Source organism: Tateyamaria omphalii (genome assembly GCF_019802125.1).
In the GTDB taxonomy this organism is placed as follows: domain Bacteria; phylum Pseudomonadota; class Alphaproteobacteria; order Rhodobacterales; family Rhodobacteraceae; genus Tateyamaria; species Tateyamaria omphalii_B.
The window spans coordinates 283,302-305,935 of the sequence record NZ_JAHVHT010000003.1 but is presented as its reverse complement, the minus strand read 5'-3'; the positions used below and the strand labels follow the sequence as shown (position 1 = coordinate 305,935).

Genomic DNA, 22,634 nt, shown 5'->3' with positions numbered 1-22,634 from the left:
AATTATGTTCGCTTCGTCACGGCGGACTGGGCGACGCCGCTCATTTTTGTGTCGCCTGTGCAAAAGGACAAACAACCGTCACGCCGCGTCCGCACGACTGTAGTTACCCGTTGTTTGCAGTCGCACCGGTGAGCCCAGCCTGATCTGGGCCGCCTTGTCCGACGTCACAATCAGCACTGCAGCGCCGAGACACTCAAAGTGATCCAGCAGAACGGCAAGTGCTTCACCTTTCAATCCGATCTCGTCCGCATCGATCAATGCCAGATCCGGGCGCGCGATCAGTCCCCGCGCCAGGAAGAGCCGTCCGCGCTCGCTTGAGGTCAGATTGCGGCGGCCCTCCGAAACCTGGCCGTTCAGACCGCCAAGCCGCTCTGTCATGTCGACAAGCCCGGCGCGTTTGATCACATCGCGCAACTCCGCTTTTTCGGGATCGCATCCTGTGCCAAGCGTAACCTCCCGGCGCAACGACCCTTTCAGAGTGGGTGCATATTGCCCAAGATAAAGGATACGGCCACTTTTCGACGCAGCAGGCGCACTGCCGAAAACCTTGAGCATCCCTTCGTCCGGTGCGGCCTCGAACCCGGCAAGGGTCAGCAGCAGGCGGCTTTTTCCACAACTGGCGGGGCCTGAAAGTCGGCGCATTTCACCGCATTGCAGGGTCAGGTTCAACGGCGCGCTACCTGGCATCCGCACGCCATCCAGTGCGACGGCGGGGGCGTCTGGATCGGCATTGGCCTTCTTCAAACTGCGCATCCGGGGGGTGGATAGTGTCGCATCCAGCTTCGCACGCGCCACGCCAAATGCCTTTTGACGGTCGCGGGCGTCAGCCAGATGACGCAATGGCCAGACCACCAGCGCAAGAGCGGTCAGCGCCGCGACTGCATCCGCCACGCTGAGGCGGAGATCAAGGCAAACCCACAAACACAGTGCCCCTGCAATCCCAGCCGCTGCATCCGGCATTGCGCGAACCGTTTCAGCAAGCCAAGCGCGCCAGACCGCCGCGCGTACGATCTTTTCCGACTTGGCATCGAGCGCGCGCAACTCTGTCTTGACCCGGCCAGAGCGGCGCAGCGCGATGCCCTGCGGCAGTCGCTCGGCCATGTCGGCCGCAAGTCGCGCCCGCTTGGAACGCAACGTCGCATGGGCATCGGCAAGCGGTTGACCAAGCAGGAAGATCGTGATCACGACAACTCCAATCGGCACAGCGGCCGCAAGAGCCAGCCTCGGCTCGAGCCAGTAAAGGATCAGGAATGCCGCGGGTATCGTAACTGCGCCAGAAATGTACCGGACCAGTCCCCGCGCAACCCAGCCCTTGAATGCCGTCAAGTCACCGACATAGCGCAAGGCTGTCGCACCTGCCCGCCTGCGCGCCATGGCACTTGTTGGCATCTTGGTCATGTGCAGGAACAGTGTGCGGCGAATATCGGCAGCATAGCTTTGAGCCGTGCGTTCACCGATCGCCCCTTCCGCTGATCGAAGTCCGAAAATCGCGAAACCCGCCGCAACCATCGCAATCAGCGCCTGAACGGGAACAATGCCATTTCCTTCCCTGAGCGCGCCAATAACGTCTCGCGTGGCAAAGGCGGTCACGACCATTGTGGCCGCCTGCCCGATCGCCAGGCAGACCAGAACGCTCAGTCCTATCCACCGGCGATGTGCAGCTATGGCGGGTCTACGGCTCATGCCGCATGCCCCGACTGTGTCTCCGACAGCAGCGCATGCAGCGAACCCGCAGTCGCCGGGTCCGACAGATCCTCGCGAGACAGAACCGGCAAGCCAAGCGTTTCGGCTTCGCGCGCCGCCAGCGGTGCCTGTGTCATCAGGCCCGTTTGCGCGATGGGCACGATGTCGTGCTCGGCCAGCCAGGACAGGGCACCGCGGGATGCCAGCGCGCCCGGGGCTGCCAACATGAAGGCATCGAACAGCGACCGGTAGTCCGGACGGCGCAGCAACTCCGCTGTCTCCACCTGGCTCACACCATCGGCAAGTTCGACAATGGCGACATCGCAATCCGACGCGGCTGACAGAAGCAAACGGGTCAGGGCGTCAAGTCGCTCAACCGGTTGCCGGAAGGTCGAGGCGAGCCCCGCATCGGTAAAATCGAAGGTACGGGCAGCGCCCGCTGCTTCATATTGGTGCACATCACCGAACGATCCGGTGCCCGTCGCCTTGATCGCTGCCACCTTGTCGCCGAACCGGGCAAAGCCGTTCACCAGACCGGCCGCTGCTGCAGTTTTTCCCGCATTCATTCCTGTGCCCAGAACACCGATAACCCGCTCGGGCCGAGATCCCGAATGGTGTGAGAGAGCGAACTGATCAAGGTTCAGCACCTTGCCATCCGCGTCCGCCAGCCGTCCAATCACCGACAGTCTGGTCGGGCGTTTGACCTTTCCATTGCGTGATTGCATCAAGCCAACCACCCCGCCGCCGGCAAGCAGGTCGCACCCATCTGGCGAAAGCGCCGCGTTGCCTTCGAACTGGTCCTCCGCAAAGCGATCGCCGCAGGCCAGGACGATACGATCCTTAGGGTAAAGCGCCGAGTAGCGCCCGTCGCTCAGTTGCAACCGCTTGTGGCTGCCAATGCATTGCACTTCCGCCAAGACGAGGTCACCGGCCCGCACGGCGCTCAGATCACCATCCAGCTTCCGAACCGTACCGCGACGCACGCGGCGTGTTACAAAGCTCCATTTCGCGCCTGCAATATGTTGGGCGGCATCGGTGTTCATATCCAGAAGTTCCATTAGGCTACCTTTCCAAGTTGGTCGTGCCCGCGAAAGGGCGGCTGATTTGTCTGAAGTTGGGGGGTAAAGTCAGGCACGAATGCGCGATCCAGGCGCGCGTTGGCGACGCAATCGGAAAAGCTGTGCACGCAGTGGGCCATCAGATCGAAAGAGATCCGGGGCGCCACGCCAACACGCCGCGCCGCACGGATCGCCGCAGCCGTCCAGCGCCTTGCGCGTTCAACCCGGTTGGCCCCTTGCAGGGCAACGACCTCCGCGTCCTGACGGAGGTTCCTGTCCTGTTTGACGTCCAAGGCACCGACCGAGACATGCATTTGGCGGTCCAGAAAGCGCTTGATATTGGCCCGCAAGCGAAACGACTGTCCATTGCAGCCAGTGCCGATGGCGAGCGGGAACGCTCCGCGCGCATCTGGGAAGGTCCACCAGCCCGGTGCCACCAGGCACAGCCGCGCGACCTGGTCCGGATGGAGCCATGCAAAACGATGCGCGAATTGAGCACCGCCAGAAAAGCCGGACAGATCCGGAGGCCCGCCTTGAATCACACGCTCGTCGCGCAAGGCATCGAGGAGCGCAATCAATGCCCAATCGGACCGTTGCGCACAGGCCGCACGCTGGTAGCGGCGCCACGAGGTGCGATCGAAAATCGGCAGGACAATCGTGCGCCCGGTGGCGTCGGCACGGGGCGCCAACAGGTTGGCCATAACTTCAGTCTCACGATTCAGACCATGTACGGCAACCACGGGCGCAACCGCGCGGCTGCCCGCGTCGGGATGTATGACCCAGGCGCTTGGCACAACGCCGGGTATGCCGTGGCGAAATTGAATGCGTGACATTGTTCAGGCTGCCTTTTCAAGTTTTGCGCGAGCCTTTTCGGTCGCGGTAGCGGCATTGGCACGCATGTCTGCTGGAAGCAGGTCAAAGATGATGTGGATCCGATCCTCGTCACCGTCGTTGAAGGCTTCGTGCATTTGGTCGTTGTCGAACCACCAAAGCTCGCCCTCCTTCATCCGGATCTCTTCATCGCCGGCTTTGAGCCAGGACCCCGCGGTGGACTTCAGAACGAAGTGATAGCGGCCCCGGAAGCGATAATACTCACCCCGGTCGATATGCGGGTAGACACGACGCCCTGCAGGCAGACAGACAATCTTGGCGCGGCTCATATCCGCGTCCAGCTCACGTGCGACATCCTCGATGAAACTGCGCGCCACGGGGAATTTGATCGACCCGGTTGTCCACCGGCTCTCGTGTACGTCGCGGCGCTTGCGCCCCAGGATCATCGACTTGCGCAGACCACGCAAGGGAATGGCAAGCGCCTCACGTTGAACGGCGATCTTGTCCTGACGTCCCGTCGCTTGTGCCCACGCATCATCGACACTCGCGATTTCCTCAAGGAACGGGGACACATCGACGTCGCTCCGGATTTTCTTGAAATACTTCATGTCTGTCTCCTTGGTGCTGTGCACGGACCACTGTGGTGCGTGCCTTGAAAGTGGTGGATGGGTTGAGGAGGCCGTTTGCCCGACATGCGCCTGGGATCGGCGCTTGCATTTGGCGCCGCACAACGCAGCGCGCGGACAAGCAACGTTTTGCGAAACGAATTTGCGCATCACGCCACCTCATCTGTCATCTGCATGACCGCAGAACGGCGAGGGCTCGCAAACGTATTTCGTCCGGCTTTAAGAAAGCGGGACGGGACACGTAAGGACTGTTGCGCAAAGGCGAGCAACGAAAGCGGCGTGAATGGTGAACACACGACGCGCGGTGCGATGTTCGGTGTCAACGGCATGAGCAATCAACCTTTCAATGTGACGGCAGGGGGATCCGCCGTGGGTTGATCAACAGATTGTGCAAGAAGCCGAACCGGTCGATAGGTTGGCGGTTTACGCACGGCTCAAGACCATGCCTATACCGATGGTTTATGGCACGCAGGCACCGCAAACGGATTGCTAAACCGTTGTAGAAAAGGGAATTGTTGCGCCGAAGCATGCGGTGGCTTCATGTCGGTCCACTTGCAGATACTTGCCTGCATACCATCGCGGTGCGGTCATCGAATTGTGCCGTACAACGCCGGTTTATAGCGGGTTTAGGCAAGGCGAATTCACCACACCCCGAAGCGCTTGATATTTGTCAATCGAACAGTGGGAAAAGCCCCTCGAAGGCAACAAAGACACGCACGATCCGACCGGCAAACACCATGCTTTTCACTCGAGGTCGCGATGCATCCTGTCAAACAACGGCCAGACCCGACCAAAACATCAGTCGCAGCAGTGAACAAGGATGAAATGGTGCCCCCACACGGCACCACATTTATTGGGTTCAGCTTATCGCACTAGGTGTCATCTGAACTCACAAGCCTTTACTTTAACGTCATTTTTAGCCCAGCTCTGAGTAGCAAGTAGTAGCATGTGATTGCAATTACTCACGGCGCATCGCATAAGATTTGGTGACCAAACTTGTGCTTTGGTCACCACTATGAGGTCACTTCCGATGTCCAAGCTAACACACACCAAGCTAAAGGCGCTTCCAGAGGGCAAACATGCCGACGGAAATGGCCTTTACTTCCGCAGAAGATCGAACGCGCAAGACACCTGGCTGCTGCGCTACACGGACCCAGAAAGCGGGCGTCGGGCAGAGTGTGTAATTGGAACGGCTTCGCATTTCACACTCGCATCGGCCCGCGTTGAGGCCGCAAGGATGAAGAAGCTGATCGCCGATGGTGTATCTCCACAAAGTAGACGCGCGGCTCAAAAGGCTGCCCGTCAGAATGGCGTTCCAACTTTGTCACAGATCGCACCAGAAGCATTTGAGGCCAGAAAAGCACAATTGCACAACGGTGGCACTGCAGGGCGGTGGTATTCGCCAGTGCGGGACCATGTGCTTCCGCGCCTTGGCCATTTGCGCGTCGACCAAATTCATCAAAGCGATGTACGTGATGCATTGAAACCGATTTGGACCGACATGCCAGATACGGCTCGCAAAGCCATCGGCAGGCTCAAAATCATCCTGGAACATGCAGCCGCCGAAGGGCACGACGTCAATCTGAATGCCGTGCCATTGGCGAAAGTGCTGTTGGGTAGACAAAACAAACGCCCGAGCAGTCATGCATCCCTGCCATGGCAGGAAGTGCCGATGCTTTATCAAAGCTACGATGACGGGGTGGTAGATACAGCGTTCAAATTTTTGGTCTCGACGGTGGTGCGTGTCAGCAACGTCACACAAGCAATGTGGCATGAGGTTGACGGCGATACATGGGTGATCCCAGCGACGAAAATGAAAGTCAAAAACCGCGGCGACCACATCGTACCGCTCTCACCGGAAGCGCGCGCGCTCTTGGATCGCGCGAAGGATTTTGACAACGGAAGCGGCTATATCTTTCCTTCACCTGCAAACAAGAAACGCCCCTATTTGAGTGAAAACACATTTGGAGCATCGCTCAAGCGGCGTGGTACGAACGTAACCGCACATGGCTTCCGGGCAAGTTTTCGCGGTTGGGTCGTCTCGAACGATGTTTGTTCGGAACGGATTGCGGAGACAATTCTACACCACAAAGTCGGCGACAGCGCCACCAACGCTTACATTCGTGGCTCGTTTGTTGAGAAGCGGCGAGCCGTAATGAACCGGTGGAGTTCATTCTTGGATGGTCACACGGCTGTTGATGTCATCCCGTTTGCAGGTCGAGCATGAACGAAACCCACCTTGAAGTTGGCAGCATCATTCGAGATGCACTCATTCGCCAATACACGCATGACGGATTATACGTCAAAGCCCGGAAGATGCAGGCCATCTTTGATGATGTACGCGCTGAAGCCTTGGGCAATTGGATAGCTCAATGTCACCGACGCGAAGGTGACAAGATACTTGCTGAAGTGCGGGAAAAAGCGGCAAAGAAACGCAAAGGTTTTAGGGCGTTACTTGCTGTCCTTTCAGCAAATGCTGAAGTTCAGTCTGACATGGAACGAGAGTACGGCGAAGGCTTCATTGACTTCATCGAAAGCAGCCTGAGAGTACAAAACAAGGTTCTTTCGGCTACCAAGTCGCATTCAGATATTCTGAAACCGAGCCGTCAAAATGTCCCTGCAACAACTGTAGCGATTGAGATCGCGCACCTGTTCAGACAATTCGGCCTCACGCCCAGCGCAGCAAAGCGAGGCGCGGAACCCTCATCGATATTCGGAAAATGCGTTGAAGCCGTGTTCCTGGCCTTAGGAGAAAAGGCAAATTGGCGGCGGGCCGCTGAGACCGCCGTGGAAAAAGGCGAAGAATATCAGCGAGACTTCGAAGACCTGCAAAAAGCGTTCAAAATCCTCGTTGCTATGACGGACTTTGACGCCTGACCCCCAACTCGACATCCAACATCTGGGTGTGTTGGGGGTTAGCTGCTCCGTTCTGACACCAATAATTCTCAAGTCGTCTCAATCAGACGGAGAGAATTATGGACATCCAACTCATCACGATTTCTGAGCTGTCGCAGAAGCTCGGTGGGCGCTCCAAGGCATCGATCTACCGCGACATCCAATCCGGCATTCTGCCGCGCCCTGTGAAGCTCTCTGGCAGCGTTTACTGGGATCGCTCCGAGATCGACACGCGCATCAAATCCCTGCTGGAAAAACAATCCCAGCCCTAGCGGCTGACGTGACCCCGCGCACAGGCAAGTACGCGGGGCCGCACTGGTGGACGGTACTGACAAGACGGTGGCACCAGACGCGGACGGCGTACCACGGGGCGGAACCAAACGCCAAGGGCAGTCCTAGAGGCCGAAGCCCGGTTCCCGGCATATGATCCAATGTCGAAAGTAGCGGCCAATCCTGATGCACGGGATCGATGTGACATCAGGGGCCCCGTAGCGGCGACCGGCTCCGGTGAGCAGACGCAAGATGAACGGGCACAGGAACGCGAGCCTAAGGCGAATGCCTGGGGCTTGTCGTCCTATGCCCACACACAACAACCCCACCAATGAGCAGCAAGGTTAGAGACAAACGCCGATTGAACGCAGCGCGCGCCAACCATATACCCTGACGCAAAATGGGATGAGCTGCGCATGTTTGAGAACGCATTCAACAACATCGACAAAGAAATGCGCAACGAGCAGGGTTTGGCATCCGAACTCGACTACGCTGAACAAACGTCGTGGATTTTGTTCCTAAAATACCTCGACGATCTTGAGCAATCGCGCATGGACGAGGCGGAGCTCGAAGGGCGTGACTACACGCCTATCCTATCAAAGCAATTCAGATGGCAAAGCTGGGCAGCGCCGAAGACTGAAGACGGAAAGCTGGAGCACGACAACGCCATCACCGGCGATGATCTTGTTGCATTTGTCAATGACGAGTTATTCCCCTACCTGAAGGCGTTCCGCGCCTCTGCGTCCAGCGCCGACACGCTCGAATACAAGATCGGCGAGATTTTCTCGGAGATCATCAACAAGTTCCGGTCCGGCTACACCTTGCGCGATGTTTTAGAGATCGTGGATGCACTGTCGTTTAACACCCAAGCCGAAAAGCACGAACTGTCTGACCTCTATGAAAGCCGCATCAAGCGAATGGGCAACGCGGGGCGCAATGGGGGGGAATACTACACGCCCCGCCCGCTGATCCGGGCGATGATCAAGGTGGTCGATCCGAAGATTGGCGAAACTGTCTATGATGGCGCTGTCGGCTCTGCCGGTTTTCTTTGTGAGTCTTATGACTACCTGATGAAGCCAGACATCTCGGCAGCGGATTTTCGGACGCTCCAGCGCGACACCTTCTTCGGTCAGGAAAAGAAGTCGCTGGCCTACATCATCGGCATTATGAACATGATCCTGCACGGGATCGACACGCCCAACCTGATCCACGCCAACACGCTCAATGAGAACGTGATGGATATTCAGGAAAAGGACCGTCACGACGTGATCCTTGCCAATCCCCCCTTTGGCGGCGGTGAACGCAAAGAAGTCCAACAGAACTTTCCGATCAAATCTGGTGAAACCGCCTATTTGTTCCTGCAGCACTTTATCCGCAAACTTAAGGCAGGCGGGCGCGGGGCCATCGTCATCAAGAACACGTTTCTCAGCAACACCGACAATGCGAGTGTCGAGCTGCGGCGCGAACTCGTGGCGACCTGCAAGTTGCACACCATCCTCGATTGCCCTCAAGGCACTTTCCAGGGCGCGGGCGTCAAGACCGTTGTGCTGTTCTTCGAGAAAGGCGCGCCGACGCGGGACATCTGGTATTACCAGCTCGATCCGGGCCGCAGCCTCGGCAAGACCAACCCGCTGAACGACAACGATCTGGCGGGTTTTGTCGATCTGCAACGTACCCGCCCGAACGGTCCGAAAAGCTGGATCGTGAACCGCGCCGATCTGGACGAGGACACCTACGATCTGTCGGTCAAGAACCCCAACGCTCCCGAGGCCGAGGCTCTGCGGTGCCCCGAAGAGATCATTGCCGACATGCTGGCACGGGATGCCGAGACAGCGCAAATCCTCGAAGACATTCGGGGAATGCTGTGAAGGACACTGCTGACTTCGGCTGGCCAACGAAACCACTTGGCGAACTAGTCGATGTACTAGATCGATTGAGAAAACCAATTACTAAGAAGGATAGGACGGCTGGCCCATACCCATACTATGGAGCAACTGGCGTTCTTGATCACGTCGATGGATACCTCTTTGATGAACCGCTGGTACTGATTGGCGAGGATGGCGCGAAATGGGAAGCGGGCGAAAACTCAGCCTTCGCCATTGAGGGCAAGGCGTGGGTCAACAACCACGCTCATGTGATCCGCCCGCATAGAGATCAAGTTTTGGATGACTGGTTGATCTACTATCTGAACGGCACGGACCTCATGCCGTTCGTATCGGGCATGACCGTTCCCAAGCTCAATCAAGGCCGATTGCGGGAAATTCCAATCCCCCTCCCACTGCTCGAAGTACAACAGCGGATTGTTGCGGTTTTGGATGAGGCCTTCGAGGGACTGGCCCGCGCCCGCGCCCACGCCGACGCCAACCTCCAGAACGTACGGGACTTGTTCACGTCATCGCTTGATGAAGTTTTCGCGCAAGAAGAATGGCCAGAGTTTACCTTACAGGAATTGGCAAACGAAGACTGCTCGCTCTCTTACGGCATCGTCCAACCCGGTGAGGACGTGGCGAACGGATTGCCAGTTGTGCGTCCTGTCGATTTGGGTGGCAAAATCGTATCACCGGCGGGTCTAAAAAGGGTCGCACCAGAGCGTGCGGCGTCTTATTCGCGCACGCAACTCAACGGTACAGAACTGCTGCTTTGTGTAAGGGGAACAACGGGGACCATTAGCTTGTCGTCTCATGAACTCCGAGGCGCCAATGTAACTCGCGGTATCGTTCCGATTAGGTTTAACGAACGAATGAACCGCCTTTTTGGGTTCTATCAATGCCAATCCAGTTTTTTGCAGAAGCAGATTTCTGAAAAGACCTATGGTGCAGCTCTTATGCAAATCAACATTAGAGATGTGAAGACGCTCAAACTAAAGTGCCCACCCCAAACACAGCAGACTGTAGCTGTTAAACGAATGGAAAAGATTTCGGAAGCCCATGCTGCACTATTGGCGTCGGCAACCGACAAGATCGCAAATATCAACGATCTCCGCCAATCCCTTCTGCAAAGAGCTTTCGCAGGCGAACTCACCTAACCTCTTTACGCTTCAGCGAATTTCACTACCGTTGCGCGTATGAGTTTTGACGAGACCGAAGAAGATACTCGCGCCAATCGGATTGATCCCGAATTGATGAAAGCGGGATGGTATGGCCCCGACGCCATCCCCGGTGCTCGTATCAACCGCGAAGAAATGCTGTGGCCTGGTCGGATCAACGTCGGACAGAACCGCGCCGCCCCCAAACCCGCCGACTACGTGCTGCGCATGAACAATCATGTCATGGCGGTGATCGAGGCCAAGAAAGCCTCCAAAGGCTCCACCAGCGGGCGTGGGCAGGCTGTGGACTACGCCACTCGGATCGACGCCCCGCTCGCCTATTCCACCAACGGTATCGGCTGGCACGAAGTCGATATGAAGACGGGCACGGAGCGCGAGATCACGCCGTTCCCGACGCCGGAAGACCTCTGGGCACGTATCTTCCCCACCCCAAACCCTTGGCGAGAGAAATTCGGTTCCATCCCCTTCGAGACAGGTGGTGGCAAATGGGAACCGCGTTACTATCAAGCCCGCGCGGTCAACGCCGCCCTGGATGCCATAGCTAATCGCCAAGACCGCATCCTCCTGACCCTCGCCACAGGGACAGGCAAAACGTCCATCGCCTTCCAGATAGCATGGAAGCTGTTCGAGGCCCGCTGGAACCTCTCCTATGAGCCCTCACGCCGCCCCAGAGTGCTTTTCCTCGCCGACCGCAACATCCTCGCCGATCAGGCCTACAATTCTTTCTCAGCCTTCCCAGCGGACGCCCTATCGCGCATCTCACCCGACGAAATCCGCAAAAAGGGCAAGATGCCCAAGAACGCGAGCATCTTCTTCACAATTTTCCAGACGTTCATGACCGAAGGAAAAGACGGCGAAGGCGAAGCAAATTTTTACGACTATGCGCCGGACTTCTTCGATCTGATCATCGTGGATGAATGCCACAGAGGCGGCGCAAAAGACGAGAGCACTTGGCGCGGCATCTTGGAGTATTTCGCGCCCGCTGTTCAGCTTGGCCTGACTGCAACGCCGAAGCGCAAGCAGAACGCAGATACATATTCGTACTTCGGGGAGCCTGTTTATAGCTATTCTCTCAAGAACGGCATCGAAGACGGTTTCCTAACGCCGTTCAAGGTCCGCCAAATGGCCAGCACGCTCGACACCTACACATATGACGACCAAGACGACGTGGTATCCGGCGAGATAGATGAGGAAAAGGAATACGGCGAAGGTGACTTCAACACGACGATCTTCATTCCCGAACGTGAGCAAAGCCGCATAACGCAGTTCATGGACGAGATCGATCAGAACCAGAAGACGCTCGTCTTCTGCGCGACACAGCCCCATGCAGCCTTTGTCCGCGACTACATCAACCAAATCAAAACCAGCGATGACCCGCATTATTGCGAGCGGGTCACTGCGGAGGACGGGGCACTTGGCGAACAACATCTTCGCGAATTTCAGGACAACGAGAAGTCGGTTCCCACGATCCTAACCACATCGCAAAAGCTCTCTACTGGTGTGGATGCTCGAAATGTGCGGAACATCGTTTTATTGCGCCCAGTCAAGTCGATGATTGAGTTCAAACAGATTGTGGGGCGCGGAACGCGAACGTTTGAGGGAAAAGACTTTTTCACAATCATCGACTTTGTGAAGGCCTACGAGCATTTCAACGATCCTGAATGGGACGGAGAGCCATTGGACCCTGACCCACCTCGTGAACCGACGACCCAGCCACCCCCAACAGTCGGACCCGGCGAACCGACGCCAACGCCACCACCTGCGGAAAAAGTCGTTGTGCGATTGGCTGATGGGAAGGAACGCCAAATCAGGTTCATCGGAACGACGACTTATTGGTCACACGACGGCAGGCCTATCTCCGCAAAAGAGTTCATGAACCAACTTTTTGGCGACTTGGAGGGCTTAATCTCGGATGAAGACCAACTGCGCAAGATTTGGAGCGATCCAGAAACACGATCCAGGTTTTTGGCCCAGCTTCAAGATCGAGGATACGACCGCGAGAAAATCGATGACATGCGGAGACTAATCGACGCGCCCAACAGCGATGTTTTTGACGTCCTCGCACATGTCCGCTTCGCTCTGGCTCCTCTCAGTCGATTAGACAGGGCCGAAAGTGCGGCTAATTCTGGCTTGGCCGGTTACGAAGCCGAGATGAAAGATTTTTTAGCATATGTTCTGAGCTCATATGCAGCGCGTGGAGTCGATGAGCTTGACCTCAAGAAAATTGGGGACTTCCTAAAGATTAAGTACGGCGGAACGAACGACGCAAAACGTGTTCTGGGAAGCGTTGCGGAAATTCGCACGGCCTTCGTGGAAATTCAGTCTCACCTCTATGCTCGGTAGCAATGCAGGGGGTGTGTTTTTCAGAAATCTGAAAAATTCGTGTTGGTAGGTATGACCGGTCTGGATGCGAACCGCCTTGGAGATCGTAGCGCCCCCCCCCCTTAACGGCGAGAGCAAAATGATTGATCTAACATCAGACCGATGACGTGCCTGCGCAGCGGATTGGTGACCAAAATGGTGACCGCAAATAACCCTTCGGAGGCCATCCCATTGTTTTCAATGCTTAAAACGAGAAGAAGTGGTGCCCCCACACGGACTCGAACCGCGGACCTACTGATTACAAATCAGTTGCTCTACCAGCTGAGCTATAGGGGCCTTGGGCGCATCGTCTACTCTTTGCGCATCGCGGTGGCAAGATCGTTTTTCCACTCCGGTCAGAGGTTTTATCCCGGCCCGTTTCCCGTATATCTACCCATGTCGTTCACAAAGCCCGACAGGTCGATCCGCATGCAAATTGTCCTTCACGCAGGTGCCCATTTCACAGAGGAGGAGCGCCTGGTTCGCTGCCTGCTGCGCAACAAAGAGGATTTTTCCAAACGCGGGATCGCAGTCCCGGGGCCTGGAAAGTATCGGAGCCTGCTGAAGCAGACCATGGCGGCACTTCAGGAGGCACCTCCCGCACCAGATGCCCGGGACGTTTTGCTGGACCTCATCCTAGATGAGGAAAACGCCGACCGCATGATCCTGAGCCACATGTTCTTGTTCGGCGCTCCGCGCTCCTGCATACGCAACGGGTTTATCTACGAAGCGGCACCGGAAAGGGTCGCCCAGTTGTCGGCTCTTTTCGCACATGACGAGGTCGAGCTTTTCCTTGCCATGCGTAACCCTGCAACCTTTCTGCCGGCGCTGTTCGATCAGGCGCCGCAGGACGACATGGAAGCGTTTTTGCGTGGCGCCGACCCGTACGCGATCCGATGGTCCGAAACGCTGTCAGCGATCCGTTCGGCGGCACCCGACGTCACCATAACCACCTGGTGTTTCGAGGACATGCCGATGCTCTGGGCACAGATCGTGCGCGAGTTGGCGGGCCTCGAACACGGTGAGAAGATCGTCGGCGGATTCGACCTGCTGTCCGAGATCATGTCCAAAGAGGGCATGCAGCGCTTCCGCGCCTACCTCAAGACGCACCCCACCATGACCGAAATGCAGAAGCGGCGGGTGATCGTTGCCTTCCTCGACAAATTCGCCATCGAAGACGAGATCGAGGAAGAGTTGAATGCTCCCGGCTGGACCGAGGATACAATCGAAGCGATGACCGATATCTACGAAGAAGATATGGAGCGCGTGGCGCGCATCCCGGGTGTGAGCTTCATAGCGCCCTAGCGCGCTGGCAGATCTTCAAAGACCGGTATCCCGTCTGGCACGTTGTGAAACGGCTGCGCCTGTGCATGGCAAATTGCAACATGTGGGGCAAATCGGCTTGGATCATCCAGCGTGCCCGCCTTGACAACAACGTCCGAACTATCCTGCCGGAACGTGGCCAAATGTGTTCCGCAGACGCCGCAGAAATGCCGCGTCACCGCAGTGTCGAGGTCGGGGCGCGTGTACGTGACCGGCCGCCCTTGCGTCCATGAAAAGCCCTCGACGGGGACAAGCATGAAATACTGAGGTGCTCCGCCCGCAATGTACTGACAGGCTCGGCAGTGGCACTGACCCTTTACAGTTGGACGTTCCGAAATCGCATACCGGACGGCGCCACAATAGCAGCCGCCGCCTTTGGCTTTATTTTCAGTGGTCTGAACCGGCATTTTTGGGTATCCTGCGTTTCATAAAAATAATTGGCAGAGCAGAGTTCAAATGTCAAACTCAGAAAAAGGGCCGGTACGGGAAGCGCCTGTGTCACTGACGGAATGCGGTGCAGCACTGGCCATCGAGCAGGTGCCGGATCGGTGGACTTGGTTGATCTTGCGGGAAATGTTTTACGGTGTCAGCCGCTTTGCGGACATTCAGACCGACATCGGCATACCGAAATCCGTACTATCCGGCCGACTTGCGCAAATTGTCGAGAACGGTCTCGCCAAGAAGGAGGCGTACAGGGATGGGTCAGCCCGCACGCGCTATGCCTATGTTCTGACCCAGAAAGGTCGGGAGCTTGCTCCGGTCATCCTGGCGCTCATGCAATGGGGCGACAAACATATCAAGGACGGCGAGTCCGCGCTTTCGCTGACAGACAAACGAACTGGCAACCCGGTCAAGATCGGGATTGTGCCGAAAGGTGGCGCATTGCCCCTGCGTTGGTTGAACTACACGCCGGTAGATCAGCCCAGTGATGTAAAAGACGGCTGAGCGTTCAGCCCATGCCCAGCGCTTCCTTGTATAGCTCAAGGACAGCTTCTTCCTCGGCAATATCATCGCTGTCGCGCTTGCGCAGCGCAATGACCTTGCGCATGACCTTGGTGTCGTAGCCACGCGCCTTGGCCTCGGCCATCACTTCCTTCTGTTGATCCGCGATGTCCTTCTTCTCGGCCTCGAGCCGTTCAAAACGTTCGATGAACTGGCGCAATTCATCCGCCGTGACACGGTAGCTTTCGGCATTGGTGGCGGTGTCGGTCATTGCGCGCTCCTTGGCTGGTGATCAGAGCGCTGGATAGCGGTGCAGGCACGGTGTCGCAAGGGGGTTGATCTCTTGTCATCGCAGCGGCGCTCGGATAGCCCGTCTTCATGGAACAGGATCGCAATTTTACCATATTCGACGGCATAATCTGGGGCGGAGCCGCCTTGTCGGTTCTTGGCCTGATCGGGCTTGTCTGGTGCATTCTCAAGGTCTGGCGCGCGAGGGCCGACGGGCTGGAGGATGCTCAGATGCGTGCCGTCATGTCGCGCGTGCTTCCCTTGAACCTCGGCGCGCTATTCGTGTCGGTCCTGGGTCTCATGCTGGTGATCGTCGGGATCTTTCTGGGGTAGCTCACAACGGATCCGAGTGTTCCAGGTGCGAAGGCCCGCCAAGGCCCGTATGAGTGAAGACGCGGCAATGGCACCGCCACTTTCGGAAAACCGGGTCGTACGTCCGTGCCGCATAGTGGCTGGCATGCTCGACCATCCTGACAGGACGGATCCACAACCATCACCCTACTGATCTTTGTAGTGGTCGGGATACGCTCGCCACGGTCCCGGCCTTTCAGTCACATTGGGACCGAGGCCCAAGGCCGCATCACCTCGCGGCGTCGTGCGGGTCCGATCCGACACATTTGGATCGGCGCTGTTCTGCATCTTTTTCGGCCGGTCACGTATTGTCATGATCCGGCCCAAGCATCGAGCGAGCGATGAGATGCTGTGCTTTTGACGGGCACGTGACACTGGCCTGCGGCCCGTGCGCTGGACAGTAGGCGGTGCCCGGCATAAACCAAGGGCCATGGATATCAGACAGATTACGCCCGCCTATTTTGTTGCACCGCAACTGGATCCTGCGGACATGCCGGACATTGCGGCAGCCGGGATCAAAACCGTGATCTGCAACAGACCGGATCCAGAGGTCCCCCCGGCCTTTCAGGCCGACGCGTTGGAGGCTGCGGCACAAGCGGCCGGCCTGACGTTTCACAGGCTGCCCCTGACACATCAGACCATGACCCCCGCCAACGTCGAACAGCACATGGCGTTCGCAGAGGAAACGGAAACACCGGTGCTCGCCTATTGTGCGTCTGGCACACGGTCGACGGTCGTGTGGTGTCTGGGACAAGCCGGACGCATGTCATGCGACGATATCTTGCGCACCGCGCGGGATGGCGGGTACGACCTTGATGCCCTGCGCCCGACACTTGAAGCCATAGCCGCGCAAAAGGGCGGCTAACCGCCGTTCGCGGCAAGATCCGGTAGGTCGCTCAGGTCAGGCAGGTCTGCAAGATCGGGCAAATCGTCCAGGTGAGGCAAATCCGCGAGAGCAGGCAGGTTTTCGACCAGGCCCGATGCGTTCGCAATATCCCTGTCGACCTCCGGCGCAACGTCTTGACCAAGAACCGGATCGCCTGGCCGCAATGCCGCCATTGCGGCTTCTATGTCGTCCTCTGTCACGTCCTTCGTTGCCTCGCCTTCACGCCGCGCAGGGCCCGGGATTTCTTCGACCCGAGGCATATCTACCAGAGGCTCGTCAGATACGCGCCGCAAGGGCTGGGTGGCATGGCTGGGCTTGCGCTGCGGTTTGACGGCGCGGACCCCGTTGACATGACCGACGATCCCGCGTCCCACGATACGACCGGTACTGGTCGTGATCTGCACGTTCGGGAATGCGCCCGGCGTGACCGGCAATTCATCACCGGGCGACATGCTTTGCAGCGCGCCGAGCGGCAGATGCAAACTGCACAGCACCATCTTCAAGTCCGCGTTCAACGCCATCACCGTATCGGTCATGCTCGACTGCTCGAACGTGTCCTCTTCGTCATCATCGCCTTCCGTCTGATCAAAAGGGTCAGGCAACGGCAGAACGAACAGTATTTCGCCCTGTCGCGCCCCCCGCGCTACATCAACGGTGAGACGGACCAACGCATAATCCTGCGCATCCAGTGCCATTGCCAGTGTGCGTGTGTCTTCCACCTTGGCCCCAAAGCGAAAGCCCTCCAGAAGGGTTTTGTCTTCCTGCTCATCCAGAACCGCCACGATGCGTTCGAACAGCATGTCGATCAGCGGGGCACAGATCGCGGCGTCGGTGCGCGTCATGGCCCGCGGCGCGCCCTGATCCGGTTGCACAGTGCCCATGGTTTGCTGCTGTATCAAACCACCGACAAGGACAGGATCGAACGCAGCCGCGCCAACATGCCCATCGGGTCCGTCCAGCAGCATGAGCAAGGCGTCATCCTTCAACTGCCCTTCGACTGCATCGCCTGGCATCTTGTCGACAACCGCACCGATGACAGCCATGGGCAGATCCATCAGCGCATCCGCAACCTTGGCCAGCGTCACACGCATGGCCTTGGGCAACGTCATTGCCCGCGCCTGACGCACATCCCGCCCCGCAGCAGCAATGCGTCCCAGAACACTTGTTTTTTCGGTTTCGCCCATAAACTCCGCCGTTTCTACGGCCTGCACGTACGGCATAGGTCTAGGGACGATAGGTTACCAACCGCTTTATGCGGTCCAAAGTTTTGCGCTATTGCGCCGCCAAGGCAGCCTGACCGGGCAAATGCACGATAAATGCATTTCCGTCGGCCCGCGGCTCATAGGTGATGTCACCGCCCAAACGCGCCATGATCTCGCGGCAGATCGCAAGACCCAGACCCGCGCCCGAACCATCCTTGTCATTGATGCGAGAAAACTTTTCGAAGATCAGCGCACGTGCTTCGGGCGGAATGAGCGTTCCATTGTCGTGAAACACGACCTGCAACCCGCCGCCGTGTTGCAAGATATCAACCGTCAGCGACGGCTCTGGCGCGTTGCAATACTTCTGGGCGTTGGTGATCAAGTTGATGAACACCTGCCGCAACCTGTCCAGATCGGTGCTCAGCGGCACATCCAGATCAGAGCGCACATGGTTGATACGAAGTTGGGTCGAACGTGCACCTCCCGCCGACAGGACTGCCTGCGCAATGACATCGTTCAGGTTCCCCTGCTCGAGGTTCAAACTCACCTGGCCATTTTCCAACACGCTCAGGTCCAGCAGGTCATCCAGAAGCCGGGTCAGCCGTATCGTTTCACCGTGAATGATCGACGCGTATTTCGTCTTGTCCGCCTGATCCAGCTTATCGGTGTCGCGCAGGATTTCGGAAAAGCTGCGGATAGAGGTCATGGGCGTGCGCAACTCGTGGCTGATCTGGCCCAGGAACGCATCCTTTTGCACCGAAAGCGCTGTCAGTTTCTGATTGGCCTCGCGCAACTGGCGTGCCGTGCGGCTCAACTCGGCGGACTTGGCTTCAAGCCGGTTGGAGTATTCCAGGATTTGCGCGGACTCGTCCGCGACCGCCATCAGGTCTTCAACCGACACCGATGTTCCGCCCACAAGCTGGCTGATCATCGCATGGGCAGTGGCCGATCCAACGGACCCTGCCAATTCGCGCTCAAGGGTTTGCAGGAAACCCTGCGTCGGCTCAGGCAAATGTCCCGTCAAACCCTGCCGCTGCGCCTCGGCCCGGAACAATGACAGCGCGTCCGCCGGGCCCAGGATACGCTGCGCCATGATCATCAGGTCTTCGGACGTGGCAAGGGCAGCATCCCAACCACGGGCCTGCGTGGAATGGTCGAATACATTGACGAATTGTGCGCCTTGCAGACGTTCCAAAGGCGTGGGGAAGGTGACAAGCGACACCCCAACAAAGACAGCCACGTTCAGACTGAGCGACCACACCATCGCATGGACGGTCGGATCTATCCCCTCGATCCCGAACAGCGCTTGCGGGCGCAGCCAGCGCAGACCGCCAATGCCCTGTTCGAACACTGCCGTGCTCAGAATCGCATCGGGACCGAAGCTCGGAAGAAGCGAACAGAACACCCAAACCGCGAAGCCGACCAGCAGGCCCGCCAAAGCCCCCCAGCGCGTCGCGCCGCGCCAAAAGATGCCGCCAAGCATGGCAGGCAGGAATTGTGCCACCCCAACAAAGGAAATCAGGCCAATCGCGGCCAGCGCTGCTCCGCCACCTGACAGGCGATAATAGATGTAGCCAAAGAAGATGATCATCAGGATCGACGCCCGGCGGGCGAGGATCACCACGTTTCGAACGTCACCTGAAACCTGCGCGCCTTCGGCCTGCCTGCTCAGCCAGACCGGCATGACCACATGGTTCGACACCATTGTGGACAAGGCGAGCGTCGCCACGATGACCATGGATGTGGCCGACGAAAAACCGCCAAGGAAGGACAGCGTTGCAAGCCCGCCCTGCCCTTCGGCCAAAGGCACGGTCAAAACGAAAAGATCGGGGTTGGATCCGGCCGGCAGGATGTCGAGGCCAACAACTGCGATCGGCACAACGAAAAGGCTCATCAACATCAGGTACAGGGGAAACGCCCAGCTCGCGATCTGCAGGTGCCGCTCATCCTCGTTCTCGACCACCATGACCTGGAACATGCGCGGCAGCGCCAGAAAGGCGGCGGCCGACAACATGGTCAGGGCGGCCCAGCGGCTGCGGTCCATGCTCCATTCACCGATGCTGGAGTTGTCGATCCGCTCCATCATCGGCCCGATGCCACCGGCAATCCCCCAGACGACGAAGATGCCCACAGCCAGCAAGGCCACCAGCTTGACGACCGCTTCGACCGCGATGGCGATAACCACACCGTCGTGGCGTTCATTGGCGTTCAGATTGCGCGTGCCAAAGAGCACGGTAAACACAACAAGCCCCCCAGCCACCCAGAACGCGGCGGTCTGCTGGCTCAGGCTGTCGGGCTGGCCCGTTTCGGAGAATATCGACAGCGACAATGTGACGGACTGCAATTGCAGCGCGATATACGGGGTGACGCCAATCACGGCCATGACGGTCACCACGATGGCCAACAGGTTGGACTTGCCATACCGGGCCGAGATCAGGTCGGCGACCGATGTGGCCCGCTGCGCCCGTCCGATCCGCACCAACTTGCGCAGCACCCACCACCAGCCGATCATCACAAGGCTCGGGCCCAAATAGATGGTGACAAACTCCATCCCCGACCGGGCGGCGTAGCCTACGGCGCCATAAAATGTCCAGGCGGTGCAATAGATCGACAGGGACAGCGTGTAGACGGTCGGCGACCGCAACCAGCTGCCTTTGCCACGCATGGATGCACGTTCGGCAAAAAAGGCGATGGCAAACAGAAAGGCCACGTAAACCAGGCTGACGCCAAGCAGCTGGTTGACCGAGATCATGAGCCCTCGTCCGCCCGGTCACGCTCACCGATGAACCACCACAAGACAGCTGCGGCCAGGATCAACAGTATCCAAACGACAAACACATATGTGACGGCGCTCGACATCGCGACAGGTGTTGGATCGGCAGGGTGATCCCCTCCGCTCGGCCAGAACACCGGCAGCATCCACAACAGCACCCCGACGATCGGCAACAGGCGCAAGGCATCCATCAGCCGACGACGGCGATAGCTGCGCTTTTCCAGAAACAGGGTCGCGCTGGGGGTCTGATCACTCATTGCGCCAGCTGCACAAGGTCACGGACCGCCGTCATCACCTCGGTGTTGGAGAACGGCTTGCTCATGAAGCGGCTGACGCCCGCCCGCTCCGCCAGTTCCCGATCCCTGCCCTGACCGCGCGCGGTCAGCATCAGAATGGGCAACCGGGCAAACTCCGGATCAGCGCGCAGTTCGGTCAGGATGTCGATACCGTTCTTGCCGGGCAGCATGTAGTCCAGCACAACAAGATCGGGCTTCATGGTGCGCACTGTTTCGACGGCCGTTGCGCCATCGGAGTGGGTATCCACCTTCCAGCCCTCCCGGCTCAGCAGAAACTGTATCGCTTCTATAATATTGATCTCGTCTTCAACGAGCAGGACATGCTTGCCCATGTCTGCGTCTCCTCCCCAAATCGCGCAGGCCGGAGGCTGTTTCGCTCTTTGGACCCCGCCCGTCAACTATGTGCGGAATTGGCAGACCTGTCAAAAACCACCGAACCCGTCGCTCAGGATCGACGGCTCGCGGCGGCCCCGACATCCGGACCGGGGACAGATATGGCAGGCCGGGCCCACCTGTTCCATCGGCACATCCCGCGCGCCTGGTGTATCAGGGGCCGGCAGGATCAGCATCGTGGCCTCCAGAAGCGGCGGGGCATTCAGAATGGCGGGTCCCACCTGTTCGGCAGCGGCGTAGCAATCAAATACGGCATTGTCGCGGGTGGGCATCTCGACCCGCGCCCGGATGACCTGCCCCGGTTGGCCCATCACCTGAAACAGCGGCCAAAGTGGGCACGCAGCCCCATGACGTGGGATGGCAAACCCATCCGTGTCCTTGCGAAACAGCAGGCTGCCCGCGCGATCCGCAACAACCAACCCGGCATCAAGCTGCTGTACCGCCGCCAGGCGGCGCATGATATGAGGCACCGACACACCAAAATGACCGGCCAGGGTGATAACATCCGGCCCATGCGATGACAGCGCATCTTTCAGATCGGACAAGCCAACCCGGGCGCTGTCCTGAACCATGCGATCAAGGATCGTGCGGGCCAAATGCCGCGACTGGGCCGAAGCGAGCTCTGTGGCAGTCGTAACAAGCCGATCAGCCTCCGCGTCGCCGCCTTCCAATGTCTCCAATGCCTGCGCATGACCTGCGAGAAAGGCCGCGACCTCTTCCTGCGGGGACCCCGACGGGGCCGCCTCCCCCGTTTCGGCATCCAGAAAACCGACCAGCGCCTTCGAACTATGCGCCAGGCGGCGGCTGTCTGCATCGATATTGGCGTGGAAGCGGTCGCGCCACTCGGCGGTGATGCTCTTGTCTTCGGCCAGAATGGACGCCGTCGATCGGATGGACGCTGCGGTCGACAAGACCTCGTGCACGGATGCGGCCAGTTCCGGATCATGCGCCAAACGGTCGCTCAGGGTTTCGACCATGCGCTGAAGGTCTGCGATCTTGCGATGGGCCGCCGCCAGTGCCTCAGCCCAACCTGGAAACCGGCCCGCAAATTCCTCGGCCCGCGCACTCTCTTCTTCAGGCAAACGGGCACGTTGGGCGGCCTCCTGCAAGGCGGCGATCAACGCGGCCTCGGCCCCCTCGCTCAATACGGTCGGTTCGACGTCAAGCGCAGCGGCGATATCCAGAAGCAGCTTACCGCCGATTCTGCGGCGATTATGCTCGATCAGGTTCAAATACGACGCTGATATGCCAATCTGCTTGGCAAGATCGGACTGCTTGAGCCCACCCATGGCGCGCCGCTCGCGTATTCGCGTGCCAGTCAGTGCGTCTCGCGCCATGCACCATTCCCTTGCGTTTGTGAGTTATTTCAACGCGTTTCTGCGCTGCGACATAATGAACTTTACAAAGTAT

General features: G+C 58.4%; 21 protein-coding genes and 1 tRNA gene. 10 read left to right on the top strand and 12 right to left on the bottom strand.

Features of this window, described 5'->3' with window-relative positions; translation table 11 throughout:
• Positions 1–78: 78 nt before the first annotated feature.
• Genes KUV51_RS13900 through KUV51_RS13885 form a run of 4 tightly spaced genes read right to left on the bottom strand, consistent with a single transcriptional unit; the run spans position 79 to position 4,180 of the window.
• Positions 79–1,683 carry an ABC transporter transmembrane domain-containing protein gene (locus KUV51_RS13900; protein ID WP_222522234.1) on the bottom strand — a complete coding sequence of 535 codons (1,605 nt, stop codon included), beginning with the start codon at positions 1,681–1,683 and terminating at the stop codon, positions 79–81.
• Positions 1,680–2,741: a hypothetical protein gene (locus KUV51_RS13895; RefSeq protein ID WP_222522233.1), complete on the bottom strand. Its 1,062-nt coding sequence runs from the start codon at positions 2,739–2,741 to the stop codon at positions 1,680–1,682. Before KUV51_RS13895 ends, KUV51_RS13900 begins: the two co-directional genes overlap by 4 nt.
• Positions 2,741–3,574, bottom strand: coding sequence for an alpha/beta fold hydrolase (locus KUV51_RS13890; RefSeq protein WP_222522232.1), 834 nt, complete (start codon positions 3,572–3,574; stop codon positions 2,741–2,743). Before KUV51_RS13890 ends, KUV51_RS13895 begins: the two co-directional genes overlap by 1 nt.
• A 3-nt stretch (positions 3,575–3,577) precedes the next feature.
• A complete protein-coding gene (locus tag KUV51_RS13885) occupies positions 3,578–4,180 on the bottom strand; it encodes an aspartyl/asparaginyl beta-hydroxylase domain-containing protein (RefSeq protein ID WP_222522231.1) in 603 nt (200 codons plus the stop codon).
• 1,048 nt (positions 4,181–5,228) lie between these two features.
• Between KUV51_RS13885 and KUV51_RS13880 the strand changes: the two genes are divergently transcribed.
• The 6 genes from KUV51_RS13880 (at position 5,229) to hsdR (ending at position 12,752) form a co-directional block, all read left to right on the top strand.
• The gene (locus tag KUV51_RS13880) at positions 5,229–6,425 is read left to right on the top strand and encodes a tyrosine-type recombinase/integrase (protein WP_222522230.1); all 1,197 of its coding nucleotides are present in this window, start codon (positions 5,229–5,231) and stop codon (positions 6,423–6,425) included.
• Positions 6,422–7,075 carry a hypothetical protein gene (locus KUV51_RS13875; protein WP_222522229.1) on the top strand — a complete coding sequence of 218 codons (654 nt, stop codon included), beginning with the start codon at positions 6,422–6,424 and terminating at the stop codon, positions 7,073–7,075. Before KUV51_RS13880 ends, KUV51_RS13875 begins: the two co-directional genes overlap by 4 nt.
• 98 nt (positions 7,076–7,173) lie before the next feature.
• A complete protein-coding gene (locus tag KUV51_RS13870; protein ID WP_222522228.1) occupies positions 7,174–7,365 on the top strand; it encodes a helix-turn-helix transcriptional regulator in 192 nt (63 codons plus the stop codon).
• Between the two features lie 414 nt (positions 7,366–7,779).
• Complete coding sequence (locus KUV51_RS13865; protein WP_222522227.1) at positions 7,780–9,231, top strand: N-6 DNA methylase; 1,452 nt, start codon at positions 7,780–7,782, stop codon at positions 9,229–9,231.
• Positions 9,228–10,388: a restriction endonuclease subunit S gene (locus KUV51_RS22280; protein ID WP_222522226.1), complete on the top strand. Its 1,161-nt coding sequence runs from the start codon at positions 9,228–9,230 to the stop codon at positions 10,386–10,388. The genes KUV51_RS13865 and KUV51_RS22280 overlap by 4 nt, the downstream gene beginning before the upstream one ends.
• A gap of 39 nt (positions 10,389–10,427) precedes the next feature.
• Positions 10,428–12,752: an EcoAI/FtnUII family type I restriction enzme subunit R gene (gene hsdR, locus KUV51_RS13855; RefSeq protein ID WP_222522225.1), complete on the top strand. Its 2,325-nt coding sequence runs from the start codon at positions 10,428–10,430 to the stop codon at positions 12,750–12,752.
• A gap of 239 nt (positions 12,753–12,991) precedes the next feature.
• Here the strand turns inward: hsdR and KUV51_RS13850 are convergent.
• Positions 12,992–13,067: transfer RNA gene (locus tag KUV51_RS13850), tRNA-Thr, on the bottom strand.
• A gap of 132 nt (positions 13,068–13,199) precedes the next feature.
• Between KUV51_RS13850 and KUV51_RS13845 the strand changes: the two genes are divergently transcribed.
• Complete coding sequence (locus tag KUV51_RS13845; protein ID WP_222522224.1) at positions 13,200–14,075, top strand: hypothetical protein; 876 nt, start codon at positions 13,200–13,202, stop codon at positions 14,073–14,075.
• Here the strand turns inward: KUV51_RS13845 and KUV51_RS13840 are convergent.
• Entirely contained in the window at positions 14,072–14,500 is a 429-nt protein-coding gene (locus tag KUV51_RS13840) for a GFA family protein (protein WP_222522223.1), read from the bottom strand. The genes KUV51_RS13845 and KUV51_RS13840 overlap by 4 nt on opposite strands.
• 49 nt (positions 14,501–14,549) lie before the next feature.
• On the opposite strand from KUV51_RS13840, the gene KUV51_RS13835 reads away from it, so the two are divergent.
• Positions 14,550–15,038 carry a winged helix-turn-helix transcriptional regulator gene (locus KUV51_RS13835; protein ID WP_222522222.1) on the top strand — a complete coding sequence of 163 codons (489 nt, stop codon included), beginning with the start codon at positions 14,550–14,552 and terminating at the stop codon, positions 15,036–15,038.
• Positions 15,039–15,042: 4 nt separating this feature from the next.
• Here KUV51_RS13835 and KUV51_RS13830 read toward each other — a convergent pair whose 3' ends face one another.
• Positions 15,043–15,306 carry a DUF2312 domain-containing protein gene (locus KUV51_RS13830; protein WP_222522221.1) on the bottom strand — a complete coding sequence of 88 codons (264 nt, stop codon included), beginning with the start codon at positions 15,304–15,306 and terminating at the stop codon, positions 15,043–15,045.
• Positions 15,307–15,413: 107 nt separating this feature from the next.
• Here KUV51_RS13830 and KUV51_RS13825 point away from each other — a divergent pair, with 107 nt between their 5' ends.
• Both KUV51_RS13825 and KUV51_RS13820 read left to right on the top strand, forming a co-directional pair.
• Positions 15,414–15,656, top strand: a complete 243-nt coding sequence (locus tag KUV51_RS13825; RefSeq protein WP_222522220.1) for a hypothetical protein — start codon at positions 15,414–15,416, stop codon at positions 15,654–15,656.
• A gap of 448 nt (positions 15,657–16,104) precedes the next feature.
• Positions 16,105–16,539: a TIGR01244 family sulfur transferase gene (locus KUV51_RS13820; RefSeq protein WP_222522219.1), complete on the top strand. Its 435-nt coding sequence runs from the start codon at positions 16,105–16,107 to the stop codon at positions 16,537–16,539.
• Here KUV51_RS13820 and KUV51_RS13815 read toward each other — a convergent pair.
• The 5 genes from KUV51_RS13815 to KUV51_RS13795 form a co-directional block, all read right to left on the bottom strand.
• Positions 16,536–17,744 carry a hypothetical protein gene (locus KUV51_RS13815; protein WP_222522218.1) on the bottom strand — a complete coding sequence of 403 codons (1,209 nt, stop codon included), beginning with the start codon at positions 17,742–17,744 and terminating at the stop codon, positions 16,536–16,538. The genes KUV51_RS13820 and KUV51_RS13815 overlap by 4 nt on opposite strands.
• Before the next feature lie 88 nt (positions 17,745–17,832).
• Positions 17,833–20,514, bottom strand: a complete 2,682-nt coding sequence (locus KUV51_RS13810) for a sensor histidine kinase (RefSeq protein WP_222522217.1) — start codon at positions 20,512–20,514, stop codon at positions 17,833–17,835.
• Positions 20,511–20,792, bottom strand: coding sequence for a hypothetical protein (locus tag KUV51_RS13805; RefSeq protein ID WP_222522216.1), 282 nt, complete (start codon positions 20,790–20,792; stop codon positions 20,511–20,513). Before KUV51_RS13805 ends, KUV51_RS13810 begins: the two co-directional genes overlap by 4 nt.
• Complete coding sequence (locus tag KUV51_RS13800) at positions 20,789–21,163, bottom strand: response regulator transcription factor (RefSeq protein WP_222522215.1); 375 nt, start codon at positions 21,161–21,163, stop codon at positions 20,789–20,791. The genes KUV51_RS13805 and KUV51_RS13800 overlap by 4 nt, the downstream gene beginning before the upstream one ends.
• Before the next feature lie 90 nt (positions 21,164–21,253).
• Positions 21,254–22,561, bottom strand: coding sequence for a helix-turn-helix transcriptional regulator (locus KUV51_RS13795; protein WP_222522214.1), 1,308 nt, complete (start codon positions 22,559–22,561; stop codon positions 21,254–21,256).
• Positions 22,562–22,634: the final 73 nt, after the last annotated feature.